Here is a 13,083-nt window from a genome sequence, read left to right as displayed (position 1 = left end):
TGTGGATGACGCACATCCACGCTACGAATACCTCTCTGTCCAGGTGGTGTCCGGTGAACCTGTCCCGTCTCGACCTCAATCTGGTCGTCGCCCTCCGCGCACTTCTGGAGGAACGCAACGTCACCCGGGCCGGCGAGCGCATCGGACTCAGCCAGCCCGCGATGAGCGCGGCGCTGTCCCGGCTGCGCCGCCATTTCGACGACGAACTGCTCGCCCGGACCGGAAACTCCTACGAGCTGACCCCGCTCGGCACCGCCCTGCGCGACCGCAGCGCCACCGCGTGCGACCTGCTGGAGCGGGTCTTCGCCAGCCAGGCCGACTTCGATCCGACGGCCGAGACCCGCGAGTTCACGCTGCTCGCATCGGACTACGGCGCGGCCGTGTTCGGGGCCGCCCTGGCCCGCGCCCTGCACCGGGAGGCACCCGGAATCCGGCTCGCCTTCCAGCACCCGGCGCCCTCCGTCGTGGAGAACGCCGCGACCGTGCTGAGCACCGTCGACGGACTGCTGATGCCGCACGGCGTCATCGACGGTCTGCCCGCGGTCGACCTCTTCAGCGACCGCTGGCTGTGTCTGGTCGCCGACGACCACCCCGAGGTCCGCGATGAACTCACCCTCGACCATCTGGCCCGGCTGCCCTGGGCCGTCTACCAGCGCCCGTACGACGCCCCGGCCGTGCGCCAGCTGAGCATGCTCGGCATCAGCCCCCGGGTGGAGGTCTCCGTGCAGACGTTCCAGCTGCTGCCCCACATGATCGAGGGCACCCGCCGGATCGCGATGATCCAGGAACGCCTGGCCCGCACGGCGGTCCGCGCCGCCGCGGTACGCGTCCTGCCCTTCCCGTTCGAGGCCGTACCGGTGCAGGAGGCGATGTGGTGGCACCCGGTGCACGCCCAGGACGCGGCGCACATCTGGCTGCGGCGGAAGGCGGAGGAGGTGGGGGCGACGTTGATGACCAACGGCGACGGCGACGTCCTCGAGGGGCGCGGGGATGCGTCGCGCTGACACGACTGGCCACGATGGCGCGGCAACCGCGCTGCGGCACATCGTGGCAGTCCCGATGGAGAGTACGTCCGTCAGGCCGTCTGCTCCGGCAGCGGCCGGGGGGCGACGGCACCGGCGCGGCGGCGGGCCACACGGAGGCCGGCGGATACGAGGGCGGCGGCCAGCCCCAGCACACCCACCGCACCCGCGAGACTGCCGACCGCCGACTCCACGGCCAGCAGCACCAGCGGGCAGACGAACTCACCGCCGAAGAAGGCCGCCATCCACAACCCCGTTCCTCGACCGCGGTCCTCGAACGCCAGCCGGGACATGGCACTGGTGAGGAGGGCGGGCAGCAACATGCCCGTGCCCACGCAGTTGATCACGGCCCCGACGACCAGCAGCGGAGCGTTGCCCGCCAGGAACATCACCCCGAAACCGACCGCGCAGAGCACGAGGACGGCAGGCAGCATCGGGTCCGGGGATCGCTTCAGCCGGGCGAAGGTGACGGCTCCGCCCACGGTGGCGGCGCTCGACACCGCGGTGGCCAGGCCGATGACACCGGAGTTCTCCACCCCGAGGTCGTCAAGCAGGTACGACATCTCGACCGGGACGGCGTAGAAGACCATCGCCCCGAAGAAGGTGAGGGCGCAGATGCCCCGCAACCGCCGCCACGGGAAGCGGCGGCGGACTTCCGCCTCGGCCGGGAGCTCGCCAACGGTGGCGTGGGCAGCCGGGTTGGGCAGAGCGGTCGCCATCAGCGGGGCGAGCACCAGGCTCACGGCGTACACCCAGAAGGGCACCCGCCAGCCCGCCGACCCGGCGGCCCCACCGATCACGAAGAAGACGGTGGCCGACGCGGAAGCGCACATGGTCTGCAGGGCGAGGTACTTCACCCGCCGTGCACCGTTGTAGTAGTCGCCGATCAGCGTGGTGCAGCACGTCATGATGGCGGCTTCGGCGACGCCGACCAGGGCACGGCTGACGATGATCGCGCCGAGGGAGTCCAGATAGAGCGGGGCCGTTCCGAAAACGGCGTACAGGAGAGTCGTCACGATCAGCAGGCGCTTGCGCCCCAGCCGGTCGACGATCACTCCGGCGAAGGGGGCCAGCAGCGCCAGTGCCAGCGCCGGAACGGTCAGCGCCAACGGCACCAGCGCCTTGGCAGCCGGGGTCGACTCGAAATGGTCCTGCATCTTCGGCAGCACCGGAGCGATCAGCACCGCCCCGAGGATCGGCAGGCAACTGCCCGCCATCAGCAGGGACACGCGCAGCAGATGGGCCGGGCCGGAGACAGCGACGGGCAGCGACGCGACATCGTCGACCGCGGTCGCGGACGGCGGGACGGAACCAGGCATGGCGACTCCAGGGGACGGCGTACGGAAGGGGGACATGCCTTAGGGGCACCGACGGCGCACGGCATGTTGGGAGTGGCCGCATGTCGGCCGCTGATCCGGACAGCGGCGTACGAGTACGTGCGGGTCGGGACGACTATGGGCTGCCCGCGGCCCCGCTGCCATCCCTCGGGCGATTCGAATCTCGTATCCGGCTCATCCACACCGTGGATGAGCGTGGTGACAGCACTGTTCAGGGCATGCGCAGACAGCTGTGTCCCGGGAAGCGTCACGGGACAGGCAGCGGCAGGACGCGCCGGCAGGCGACTACGGCCCTTGCCGGGCGTGTCCCCACCGAGCAGGGCCAGGTCGGGCACGGACGAGACGTCCGCGACGACGGGCACGGGCCATCGCAGCAGTCCTGCGGGGTTCTTGGCCGCGCGATGGACGGCCACCCAGCCGATGGCTCCGAAATGCGAGCCGGGATCAAGTTCATGGCCTGCTCCGGGCATGTCCTCGCTCACCGGGCAGCTCACGTTCACGCGCAGCAGGTTCACGCGTGCGGTGATCCGCCTGGAGGAGTCCGGCCACGTACGACCGGCCGTACGCACCGACGTCGGCATGGAGCTCTGACCAGGGCGGCCCCAGACATGTGGCCGCCCTCCGTCGCGCGGTGTTCGGGGCACTCAGCCCGTGCAGACAGAACAGCTCGCCGACATCACCGCGGCGATCACCGCATCCCTCAAACGAGCCGACGAGGAGGACACCTACCTGTCCGCCCCGCCGTGGCACCGCCGCTGACCCGCGGCAGCCCTCCCCGGCGCGTCCGTCCGATCTGTCGCCCCCCTGACCATGACCATCCTCGGCGTGGATGTGCAGCGAGCGGCACGGCCCTCCCCCAGAGCCTGAGACGTCGGGGCCGGCCGCGAGGGAGATACCGACCGCGTACCGCCCACCCCACGACAGCCGGACCGCATACCCGACCCCAGGCCGCGGCCACGGCGATCACGCCGCCCTCAAGACAGCGCGGCGGCACACGTCACGCGGATCGGCAGAGCACCGCGGTCAGTGCCTGCCGCAGCAGATCGGTCGCCTCGGTGATGTCGGTGGCGCCCTCCGGAGTACGCCAGGCCACGTATCCGTCCGGGCGGACCAGCAGCGCGCCCTCCTCGTCGATCTCCGCGCGGCGGCTCCACTCGCCGTACGCGTCGTGGGCGTCGCGGTCGATGACGACACCGCGCAGGTCCAGGCCGAGTTCCCGGGCCAGGATGTCGGCGGCGTCCGCCCAGGATGTTCCGGCGAGGCCGGTGACGACCGAGAAGCTGCCCCTGGCGACCAGGTCGAGCGTCGAGATCCGCCCGCCCTTGCCGTCGACGAGCCAGGCGTGCGGCAGCTTCGCGCCGGGGCGGGAGGTGGGGTGGCCGAAGAGTTCTCCGTCGCTGGAGATCGTCTCGATTGTGCCGTCGGGGATGACGGCGCCCGACTTGTAGCGCTGGTTGTGCTCGACGCCGTGGGCGTTGAACTCGTAGTGCTTCAGTTCGATCGCCTCGCGGATGGCCCGCCGCTTCTTCGCCCCGTCGGCGTCCGGCTGCCGGGCCGCGTGCAGCGCCTTGGTGATGCCCTCCTCGTCGCCGCCCACGACGCCGAGAGCCTCGAACAGGGGCAGGAACTGGTCCCGGGAGAGGTTCGCGCGTTCGACGATCTGCTTCGCGACCGGGGCTCGTTCGTCGGAGTAGGTGTCCAGCAGCTCGGCCCCGGCGTGGCCTTTGACGACGGCCGCCAGCTTCCACGCCAGGTTGTAGGAGTCCTGGACGGAGGTGTTGGAGCCGAGGCCGTTGGACGGCGGGTGGCGGTGGACGGCGTCCCCGGCGCAGAAGACGCGGCCGACGTGCAGCCGGGTGGCGTAGGCGTGGTTGACCGTCCACAGGGAGGCGCTGTCGATCTGCACGTCGAGTTCGTCGTCGCCGACGAGGTCGCGGACGATCGCTGCCGCAGCTTCGTCGGTGAGCGCGGGCGGGGGGTTGTCGATGTCGTAGCCCCAGACAATGAGCCACTCGTTCCAGGGCCGGACCATGCGCAGCAGGCCCATCCCGATTCCTCCGACGTCGGCACCCGGGCGCATGATCCAGTACAGGACGCTGGGGCGGTGTTCGACGTACTGCGTGAGGTCGGCCCTGAAGACGATGTTCATGCTCCCGGCCTTGCCCATCTGCCCTTCCATCGGCAGACCGAGCTTGTCCGCGACGATGCTGCGGCCGCCGTCGGCGCCGATCATGTAGCGGGCGCGGACGGTGTGTTCAGTGCCGCTGGGCCGGTCGCGCAGGCGCGCGGTCACGCCGTCCGCGTCCTGTTCGAAGTCGATCAGCTCGGTGTTCAGCCGGACCACGGCGCCCCGCTTGGCGGCGTTGGACAGGAGGATGGGCTCCAGGTAGGTCTGCGGGAGGTCGATCATCTCGCAGGGACTCTGGGAGGCGTACTCGGTCAGGGTCTCGTCACCGGTGCCCCAGGTGCGGATGCGGCCGATCTCGTCGCCGAGGAGGGAGGTGGCGAACACGGTGTCGCCCATCAGATGGCTCGGTGTGCCCTTCTCCAGCGCCTCCTGCTCGATGCCGAGGTCGCGGAAGACCTCCATGGCGCGCTGGTTGGTGATGTGGGCCCGCGGGGTGTCGGCGAGCCATCCGTACTTGGTGACCAGGTGGGTGCGCACACCGTAGGTGGCCAGCAGCAGTGCCGCGGTGCCGCCGGCGGGTCCGCTGCCGATGACCAGGACGTCGGTGTCGTACTTCTCAGGCGTGCTCATGCTGTCTGTCTCCGGGAAGCTGGGTGAAACGCGTCAGGGGGTTGCGTGCTGTGCGGCACCCGAGGGGTGCTCAGTTGCCGAGGCGCGCAATGCGGAAGGTGAACTCGAGCAGGCGCCACTCACCGTCGATGGGCCGACCGTCGGGCGTCGGACCGGTCCGCCGGACGAAGTCGGTGATCAGGTCGTCCTTGACGCCGAAGACGGCATCCCGCTGCCCGGGGGCTCCGTCGAGGTAGGCCCCGCCACGCACGAACAGCTGGGTGATCAGCGGCTGGTGGCCAGGGGCGTCGATCAGGAAGTGCACGTGCGGGGCGCGGTAGGGATGGCGTCCCACGGCCGAGAGCATCCTGCCGACCGGTCCGTCGTCCGGGATCGGGTACTCCGAGGGGAGGATCGACCAGAACGTGAACCGGCCGGCGGCATCCGTAATGAACCGGGCGCGCAGCACCGGCCCGTCGAGGTCCGGGAGTTGGACGTCGTAGAAGCCGTCCTCGTTGGACTGCCACACGTCCACCACGGCACCGGCGACCGGCTCCCCTTCCTGGTCGGTCACCTGGATGTCCGCCCACGTCGGCGTGCCCGTGAGCCCTGCGGCGATGTCGCTGCCGTGTTCGGCGGCAGGCGGCCCGGCCACGTAGAAGGGGCCGAGGATCGCGGAGGAAGTGGTGTGCGGGTTACGGGAGTTGGCGAGGGCGTCGACGACGCTGGACACGCCGAGGGTGTCGGAGAGGAGGATGAACTCCTGCCGGGTGTCGGTGGTGATGTGGCCGGCCTCGGTGAGGAAGTCGATGGCCCGCTGCCACTCCTGCGGGGTGAGGTCGTTGCGGATCGTGTAGGCGTGCAGGGTGCGGGCGAGATCGGTGAGCAGTTGCTTCAGGCGCGGGTTCGCGCAGCCGTCGAAGCTCGCCGCGACCTCGTCGGTCAGCGGGCGCAGGTCGGGAACCGTGACATGGGGACGCCCGCCCTGCCAGGCGTTCCTCAGCAGGTCCGCGATGCCGTCGCGGGTCACCTCGCGCGGGTTCGGATACGGCTGTGCGGTGGCCAGTTCCGCCGCGCGGTCCAGGTCGGCCTCCGCCATGCCGAGACCCCGCAGCGACGTCGGGCCGCCGACCCGGTGGATCAGGTCGAAGATGCCGGTGGGGGCGTCGGGCACGCCCAAGGCGCGCGCGATGCGGTCCATCGCCTCGGGTGCGGCGGGCGCATTGTACGCCATGGCGTGCGCAAGGACCACGGTGTGGGTCTCGGCGTGCGGGAGACCGAAGGTGCCGCCCAGCGTGTGACAGAGCTTGTGGTGCAGTCCCATGCCGACGGCACCGAGGCAGGTGCCCGCCAGCCACGCCGCCTGGAGCAGTTCCGCCCGCGCCTGAAGGTCGGACGGGTCGTCGTGGAGGGCGGGGAGGGCACGGGCGATGGCGGCGACCGCCTCCAGGGCCATGGCGTCGGTGACCGGAGTGGCGTCCGGTGAGTAGAGGGCTTCCACGGCGTGGGCCAGTGCGTTGACACCGCTGGTCACCGACATCGGGACCGGTAGCCCGAGGGTGAGCTCGACGTCGTACACGACCGTTTCCGGCAGGATCGCGGGCGAGGACCGGGTGACCTTGCGGCCGTCCACCGTCTCGCCGAGCACGGGGGTGACCTCGGAACCGGCATAGGTGGTCGGCACGATGATCTGGGGCAGATCCGTGCGGACCGCCAACGCCTTCGCGAGACCGGTCGTCGAACCGCCGCCGATCGCCACCAGGCAGTCCACGTCCCGCTCGCGCAGCAGGCCCAGGGCCCGCTCGGTCACCTCGACGGGCGTGTGCATGGCCGCGCCGTCGAACTCGGCCACCACCAAGCCGCCCAGGGCTTCGCGGAGCCGTTCGGTGGCCTTGCGCAGGGACGGTGATCCGTCGGAGAGGAGCAGTACCCGGCACCCGCCGAGCCGCTCGACCTCATCACGGACCTGCGGAAGCGTACTCGTGCCGAAGACGACCCGGCTCGGGCCGGTGGTGTGCACAAAACTCCTCATGAAGGTGCTCTCCGTGCTGCGGGGTCTGGGGTCTCCCGCAGTATTCGAGCCCGTGCGCCGGCCGTTCCTGCATAATCTCCGCATCACCTTGCACGAAAACGGCGTCGGCTGCGGCTCGGTCCGTGCTTGCCCGTCTGTGCCGGAGGGCAGCAGGACCGTGTCCCGAGGGAGGGCCTCATGAGCGAGATGGGCCTCGGTGACACCCACGGCATCCTGACGCGGCCCGGGGTGCGTCCCGTCCGCACCAGCGCGGGACTCGGCTGGGAACAGTTGTATCTGTCGACGCAACGGGAACTGCCGTATCGGGACGCCTTCCAGGGAGCCGACAGCCACCTGGTGATCCTGCATCTCGACGGCCCCGTCACGGTGCGGAGGGGACGCCGGGGGTTGACGGCCGCACGGCAGGTGCCGCCCGGCGGTCTGTTCCTGCATCCGGCCGACACGGAGCTGGACGTGGAACTCGGCGGTCATCTGAACACGGTGCACGTCTACCTGTCGGACGCGGCCCTCCAAGCGACGGCTGAGACGGCGGGGGACGGCCGGCCGGTGCGGCTGAAGGAGGAGTTCGGCACCACGGATCCGCTGCTGGAGCAGCTCGTTCTGGCGCTCGACGGTGTCGTACGGCGCTGGGAGCCCAGCGGGAGCACCTATGCGGATCAGCTCGCGCTGATGACCGCGGCCCAGTTGGCCCGCCGCCACAGCGTGCGGCATCTCGTCGCCGAACCGACGCGGCGCCAAGTGGGCCTGAGCGACCGGCAGTTCACGGCCGTTCGGGAACTCATGGACGCCCGACTCTCCGAGCCGCTGTCGCTGGAGGACCTCGCCTCGGCCGTGGGGCTCGGTGTCAGCCAGTTCGCCCGGCGTTTCAGGGCCCGCACGGGGTGCCCTCCGCACCGGTACCTCGTGCGGCTGCGCGTGGAGCGAGCCGCCCGCCTCCTGCGTGCCGGATCCATGCCCATCGCCCAGGTGGCGGCCGCCTGCGGCTTCTCCCACCAGGAACACCTGACCCGAGTGATCCGCTCCCACTTCGGCACGACGCCGGCCGCACTGCGCCGCGAGGGCTGACACAGGCCGGCGGGCCGAGGGCTGTGGTTCCCCGGCACCGAACGAAGGGAGCGACGATGGTCGCCCCCCTGGCCTGGTTCCTGCCCGGGGACATGAGCGAGGAACAAGCCGCGGTACGGGACCAGGCCGATGCCCAGCTCCCGCAGGACCGGCAGGGTCTTCTCCTCCACCTCCCGCTCGAAGAGCGAGTACTCGAACTGCAGCGCCGTGACCGGCGTGACGGCGTGAGCGCGACGGATGTACTGCGGGCCGACGTTGCTCAGGCCGAAGTACTTCACCTTGCCCTCGGCGATCAGTTCACCGACGACGCCGGCGACCTCCTCGACGGGTACCTCGGGGTCGCAGACGTGCTGGTAGAAAAGGTCGATACGGTCGGTGTAGCGCAGGCTGTTCTCCGCGACCTTGCGGATGTTCTCCGGGCGGCTGTCGAAACCGGCACCGATCTGCTGCGCGGTCATGTCGAAACCGAACTTGGTGGCCAGGACCACCTCGTCCCGGAGGTCCTTCACGGCCTTGCCGAGCAGGATCTCGTTACTCCCGGTGCCAAGGCCGTACAGCTCGGCGGTGTCGAAGAAGTCGACTCCGAGTTCATGAGCGCGGCGGATGGTGGCTGTGCTCTCCGCGTCGTCGGAGGAGCCGTAGGCGAGGGTCATCCCCATGGTGCCGAGGCCGAGAGCGGAGACGCGCAGGCCTTGTGAGCTCAGGTCGCGGTGGTGCATGAGTTCTCTCCAGACCGTAGGTACCAGCCCGGCCGGAACCAAACCAGACGCCGGCTCCCCGAAGGCCGTGACAGATCACGTCGGCACCTCTCCAGGCGCTCGCGGTGGAACCAACGGCCCCACCGTGATCCCTTCCGAGCGGAAGAGGTTGTGGAGATACCGGACCGATATGTGGTGCGCGACCGCGATCCTCTCCGGTGAGAGCTCGGGGTCGGCCAGGTTCCGAAGGACGTACACCTTGACTCGTGCCAGCATGCCCCGGGCCGTTTCCGAAACATGAGGGTCCAGTCGGCCCTGGCGTTCACGCATCAGTACCCTCAGCAGATCCACTGCGGTCATCGCGAGTTGCCGCCCCACGTGCGGCTCGAATCCGGCAGCCTGATCGGCCAGCCGTGCCAGACTGGGCAAGGCGTCGTTTCCGCAGGTGAGCCCGCTCAGGCCGGGCGACGGGGGTTGACCTCGGCAGCGTCCTCGCCGGCACCGGCCGCCGGCGTGAGCCGCCGGGCCGCGCCCTCGACAAGCTCCAAGGCGGCATCCGGCCAGCCAGAACACCGCGCGCTCGACCACCCGGCGGCCGCGCACCTGCAAGCCGGCATCACCGCTTCCGCGCCTGCTTCGACCTCTTGTACAAGGCCGGAGAGTTGTGCGCCCTCACCTACCGCAGGGGAGTGGAGACGCGCTGACTGCCCAGGTGGACCGGCCGACAGTCACGACGGCGCTCGGAGAACGCATTCCCAAGACCTGGGACATCGGAGCTCGCCCGCCACTCGCTGTAGATGGAGCTCAGCGGGGTCAGTAGCGGGCCCCCGTCGCTGCCTCAGCGGACAGTTGCAGCGGCGCACCGGTCTTCGCCCGAACCTCTTCCTCGGTAACGCCCGGAGCGAGAGCCCGCAATCGCAGGCCATCCCTGCTCACGTCGATGGTGGCGAGATCGGTGATGATGCGATTGACCACGCCGGCGGCGGTCAGCGGCAGCGTGCAGTCGGCGACGATCTTCGGACTTCCGTCCTTGGCGACGTGGTCGGTGAGCACGACGATCCGGCGGGCGCCGACCACGAGGTCCATGGCGCCGCCCATGCCCTTCACGAGGGCGCCGGGGATGGTCCAGTTCGCGAGGTCGCCCTTCGCGCTCACCTGCAGGGCTCCCAGGATGGCGATGTCGATGTGACCGCCGCGGATCATGCCGAAGGACGTCGCCGAGTCGAAGTAACTCGCACCCGGGTTGACGGTGACCGTCTGCTTGCCCGCGTTGATGACGTCGGCGTCCTCTTCGCCCTCCCAGGGGAACGGGCCGAGGCCGAGGATGCCGTTCTCGCTCTGCAAGGTCACCTGGACGCCGTCGGGAATGTGGTTGGCCACGAGGGTCGGGATCCCGATGCCTAGGTTCACATAGTCGCCGTCGTTGAGTTCGGCGGCCGCGATCGCGGCCATCTCGTCGCGTGTCCGGGGCACGAGTCGTCTCTCCTATGCTTCGACGGTCACGCGGGAACGGACCGTGCGCTGTTCTATTTCCTTGGTCCGCTTGCGCGCGACCACCACACGGCTGACGTAGACGCCGGGGGTGGTGACCGATTCGGGGTCGATGAACTCCTCGGTGAGGTGCTCGGCCTCGGCGACGGTCACCCGGCCGCAGGTGGCCACGAGGGGGTTGAAGTTGCGTGCGGCGGCCCGGTACGTCAGGTTGCCCGCCCGGTCGACGGTGTGGGCGTGCACGAGTGCGAGGTCGGCGACGATCGCGCGCTCCCGGACATGGACGTGTCCGTCGAACTCGGCGTGCGGCTTGCCCTCGGCGACGGGTGTACCCACGCCGGCCCTGGTGTAGAAGGCCGGGATGCCCGCCCCGCCGGCACGCATGCGCTCGGCGAGCGTGCCCTGCGGCGCGAACTCCACATCGAGAACCTTGTCCAGGTACTGCTGGGCGAACAGCTTGTTCTCGCCGACGTAGGAGGCGATCACCTTGGCCACCTGACGGTTCTCCAGCAGCAGACCCAGGCCTTTGCCGTCGACCCCCATGTTGTTGGACACGACCGTCAGCCCCGTGACCCCGCTGTCCCGTACGACCTCGATGAGGTCGTACGGAACGCCGCAGAGACCGAACCCGCCGACGGCGATTGTCATCCCATCGGTCAGCACGCCGGCCAAGGCCTCTTCCGCAGTCGCGCGCAGCTTGATCAACTCGTCCACCTCCCATCCGATGCGTTCACTGTCCGAGCGGCAGAGTCAACTCTCGCGCGCCCCTGACATGCAAGGAATGGGGTCCCTGGCAGGGAAAACCGGTTGACGGGCGAGCGGGGACCTCACACAGCGTCCACTCAGTGAACGTACGATGAAGGCATGGACGCGACCCCGGCAGCTCACCTCATCGGCAGGATGGGCGCGCTGCTGCGCGCGCTGTCGACGGTCAACGAGGCCGGTGCCGGCACTGCCGAGCTGGCGAGAGCGACAAGCCTGCCGAGGCCGACCGTGCACCGGCTGCTCGTCTCGTTGGCGGAGGAGGGGTTCGTCGACCGCGATCGACGCAGTGGGCGTTGGTTCCTCGGCCCCGAGCTGTATCTGCTCGGCGGGGTGGCAGGCATTCGCTACGACATCACCCGCCAGGCACGTGAGAGCGTGCATCGGCTCGCGGCGGTGACGGGAGAGAGCGCGTTCTTCTCGGCCCGGCGGGGTGACGAGACGGTGTGCCTGCTGCGTGAGGACGGGGACTTTCCGATCCGCTCCTTCGTGCTGTACGAGGGTGCGCGTTTCCCGCTCGGAGTCGTATCGGCGGGCCTGGCGGTCCTGTCGTTCCTCGACGACACCGAGATCGACGCCTATCTCGCGGACGGGGACCTGGTCGACCGGTGGGGTCCGGCACACGCGCCGGACGCGGTGCGCGAGCGGATCGCGCAGACCCGGATCGACGGCTACGCCGTGAACCCCGGACTCGTCGTGGAAGGCAGCTGGGGCATGGCGGCAGCGGTGTTCGACCGTGCCGGGCAGCCCGCGTGGGCGTTGACCGTGACGGGGGTGGAGACCAGGTTCCGCGCCGAGCGCAGACCTGAACTCGGCGCGCTCCTCCTGCGCGAGGCGCATGCGCTCGGCCGCACGCTGAACACCGGCACCGGCACCGGCACCGGCACCGGTGGCCGACGCTGACCGGCGCGGACGTCGGGAACCGATGTCGGAGAACGGCACCGCGCAGTCGTCAGGCGCCGTCACTCACGATGAGGGGTCCGTGGTCGATCGCCTCTTGACCTCAACCGTGCTTGAGCCAGCACCGTGGTTCACATGACCACGGAATCCACGGCGCACGCCGCAGACATCGAAGCCATCGAACAGGTCGTTGCCACCGACAAGGTCCTCCCCGCGGCGGACCTCGCTCTCGTCGCCCGGGTCACGTAGAGCTGACGAACCTCGGCAAGGTCACCTACGAGGTGGTCCACGTGTTCTTCATTCGCCCGGACGTCGCGCGGTCCCATGAGGACCTTGCCGCCGCCCGTCGTCCAGATCGCGTTGGGGTGGAAGAGGCGAGGAACTCATCGGGGTTCTTGTGCTGTTGTGCGTGCTCGAGGACGACGGCCGTTGGCTGCTGACCGCCTGCCAGACACGGGGGTCATGGCCGACTGAGTGGCCCTGACGTGGTGGTGCTTGCGCTGCGGCCCGCGGCCGTCAGTCCTTTCGGCGTGCGGTCCGAGGGCATGGCCTGCTACGGACGTCCCACCCGGTGGGCTGCCACCGTGATGGCCGCTCCCCCAGGCGGTCGGCCTCGGCGCGACGTGGCCGGCTTTGCGGACCGGGACCGTCACGCAGCCGACGGCAGCGGCCTCGTCTCTCGCCCCGCCGTGGAGGCCGCGGCGGTTCTTGTGGCGCTGGATGGGCGACGGCGCTGCGGCCCGGCCGCCGTCACGGCGGGCGGCCGGGCGGGCTGGACTCCCCGCGCGGCACGCCGCCCGCTCGCGGTCGCGCCGGCCCGGTACTTCGAGACGCCCCGACCTCGACCGGTGCCCCCGTGGCGTACGGCATGGAGCCAGGCTCACTTCGGCGGAGGCTCGCGGCTGCTGTCGGACGGGGGCGCGAAGGCCCGAGCCCCGTCCACTCCGGCACCTGGCAGCCCGAACGCACCGGCCGGAGCGCCGTGGAGCGGCAGCCGATCTAGGCTGGAAGCAGCCGCTGGAAACCAGCCCTGACGGGC

General features: G+C 70.1%; 9 protein-coding genes and 1 pseudogene. 4 read left to right on the top strand and 6 right to left on the bottom strand.

The window, feature by feature from the left end:
- Window positions 1–53: 53 nt before the first annotated feature.
- On the top strand, window positions 54–1,004 hold the full coding sequence (locus ACIBTS_RS38560) for a LysR family transcriptional regulator (RefSeq protein ID WP_399325326.1): 951 nt from the start codon (window positions 54–56) through the stop codon (window positions 1,002–1,004).
- A gap of 71 nt (window positions 1,005–1,075) precedes the next feature.
- Here the strand turns inward: ACIBTS_RS38560 and ACIBTS_RS38555 are convergent, their stop codons facing one another.
- The gene (locus tag ACIBTS_RS38555) at window positions 1,076–2,341 is read right to left on the bottom strand and encodes an MFS transporter (protein WP_399325325.1); all 1,266 of its coding nucleotides are present in this window, start codon (window positions 2,339–2,341) and stop codon (window positions 1,076–1,078) included.
- Between the two features lie 486 nt (window positions 2,342–2,827).
- On the opposite strand from ACIBTS_RS38555, the gene ACIBTS_RS38550 reads away from it, so the two are divergent.
- Window positions 2,828–2,950: a hypothetical protein gene (locus ACIBTS_RS38550; protein ID WP_319675515.1), complete on the top strand. Its 123-nt coding sequence runs from the start codon at window positions 2,828–2,830 to the stop codon at window positions 2,948–2,950.
- 406 nt (window positions 2,951–3,356) lie between these two features.
- Here the strand turns inward: ACIBTS_RS38550 and ACIBTS_RS38545 are convergent, their stop codons facing one another.
- Both ACIBTS_RS38545 and ACIBTS_RS38540 read right to left on the bottom strand, forming a co-directional pair.
- Window positions 3,357–5,117, bottom strand: a complete 1,761-nt coding sequence (locus tag ACIBTS_RS38545) for an FAD-dependent monooxygenase (RefSeq protein WP_399325324.1) — start codon at window positions 5,115–5,117, stop codon at window positions 3,357–3,359.
- A gap of 70 nt (window positions 5,118–5,187) precedes the next feature.
- Complete coding sequence (locus ACIBTS_RS38540) at window positions 5,188–7,128, bottom strand: maleylacetate reductase and hydroxyquinol 1,2-dioxygenase domain-containing protein (protein ID WP_399325323.1); 1,941 nt, start codon at window positions 7,126–7,128, stop codon at window positions 5,188–5,190.
- Between the two features lie 177 nt (window positions 7,129–7,305).
- Between ACIBTS_RS38540 and ACIBTS_RS38535 the strand changes: the two genes are divergently transcribed.
- Window positions 7,306–8,193, top strand: coding sequence for a helix-turn-helix domain-containing protein (locus tag ACIBTS_RS38535; protein WP_399325322.1), 888 nt, complete (start codon window positions 7,306–7,308; stop codon window positions 8,191–8,193).
- A gap of 104 nt (window positions 8,194–8,297) precedes the next feature.
- On the opposite strand, the pseudogene ACIBTS_RS38530 reads toward ACIBTS_RS38535, so the two are convergent.
- From ACIBTS_RS38530 to ACIBTS_RS38520, 3 genes and pseudogenes are all read right to left on the bottom strand, one after another.
- Window positions 8,298–8,912, bottom strand: a pseudogene (locus ACIBTS_RS38530) (aldo/keto reductase); the annotation flags it as partial.
- Window positions 8,913–9,704: 792 nt separating this feature from the next.
- Window positions 9,705–10,343 carry a 3-oxoacid CoA-transferase subunit B gene (locus tag ACIBTS_RS38525; RefSeq protein ID WP_399325352.1) on the bottom strand — a complete coding sequence of 213 codons (639 nt, stop codon included), beginning with the start codon at window positions 10,341–10,343 and terminating at the stop codon, window positions 9,705–9,707.
- Window positions 10,344–10,376: 33 nt separating this feature from the next.
- Complete coding sequence (locus tag ACIBTS_RS38520; protein ID WP_399325351.1) at window positions 10,377–11,087, bottom strand: CoA transferase subunit A; 711 nt, start codon at window positions 11,085–11,087, stop codon at window positions 10,377–10,379.
- Between the two features lie 159 nt (window positions 11,088–11,246).
- Here ACIBTS_RS38520 and ACIBTS_RS38515 point away from each other — a divergent pair, with 159 nt between their 5' ends.
- Window positions 11,247–12,047, top strand: coding sequence for an IclR family transcriptional regulator (locus ACIBTS_RS38515; RefSeq protein WP_399325321.1), 801 nt, complete (start codon window positions 11,247–11,249; stop codon window positions 12,045–12,047).
- Window positions 12,048–13,083: the final 1,036 nt, after the last annotated feature.

The organism is Streptomyces sp. NPDC050121, from assembly GCF_044460385.1.
Lineage (GTDB): Bacteria > Actinomycetota > Actinomycetes > Streptomycetales > Streptomycetaceae > Streptomyces > Streptomyces soliscabiei.
The sequence above is the reverse complement of the archived record's forward strand: the minus strand, read 5'-3'. Positions and strand labels throughout refer to the sequence as shown.

What these genes read in the sequence shown, in the direction of transcription:
- ACIBTS_RS38555 (WP_399325325.1), bottom strand. Translation starts at nt 2,341, where the DNA reads ATGCCTGGTTCCGTCCCGCCGTCCGCGACCGCGGTCGACGATGTCGCG.
- ACIBTS_RS38550 (WP_319675515.1), top strand. Translation starts at nt 2,828, where the DNA reads ATGTCCTCGCTCACCGGGCAGCTCACGTTCACGCGCAGCAGGTTCACG.
- ACIBTS_RS38545 (WP_399325324.1), bottom strand. Translation starts at nt 5,117, where the DNA reads ATGAGCACGCCTGAGAAGTACGACACCGACGTCCTGGTCATCGGCAGC.
- ACIBTS_RS38540 (WP_399325323.1), bottom strand. Translation starts at nt 7,128, where the DNA reads ATGAGGAGTTTTGTGCACACCACCGGCCCGAGCCGGGTCGTCTTCGGC.
- ACIBTS_RS38535 (WP_399325322.1), top strand. Translation starts at nt 7,306, where the DNA reads ATGAGCGAGATGGGCCTCGGTGACACCCACGGCATCCTGACGCGGCCC.
- ACIBTS_RS38525 (WP_399325352.1), bottom strand. Translation starts at nt 10,343, where the DNA reads ATGGCCGCGATCGCGGCCGCCGAACTCAACGACGGCGACTATGTGAAC.
- ACIBTS_RS38515 (WP_399325321.1), top strand. Translation starts at nt 11,247, where the DNA reads ATGGACGCGACCCCGGCAGCTCACCTCATCGGCAGGATGGGCGCGCTG.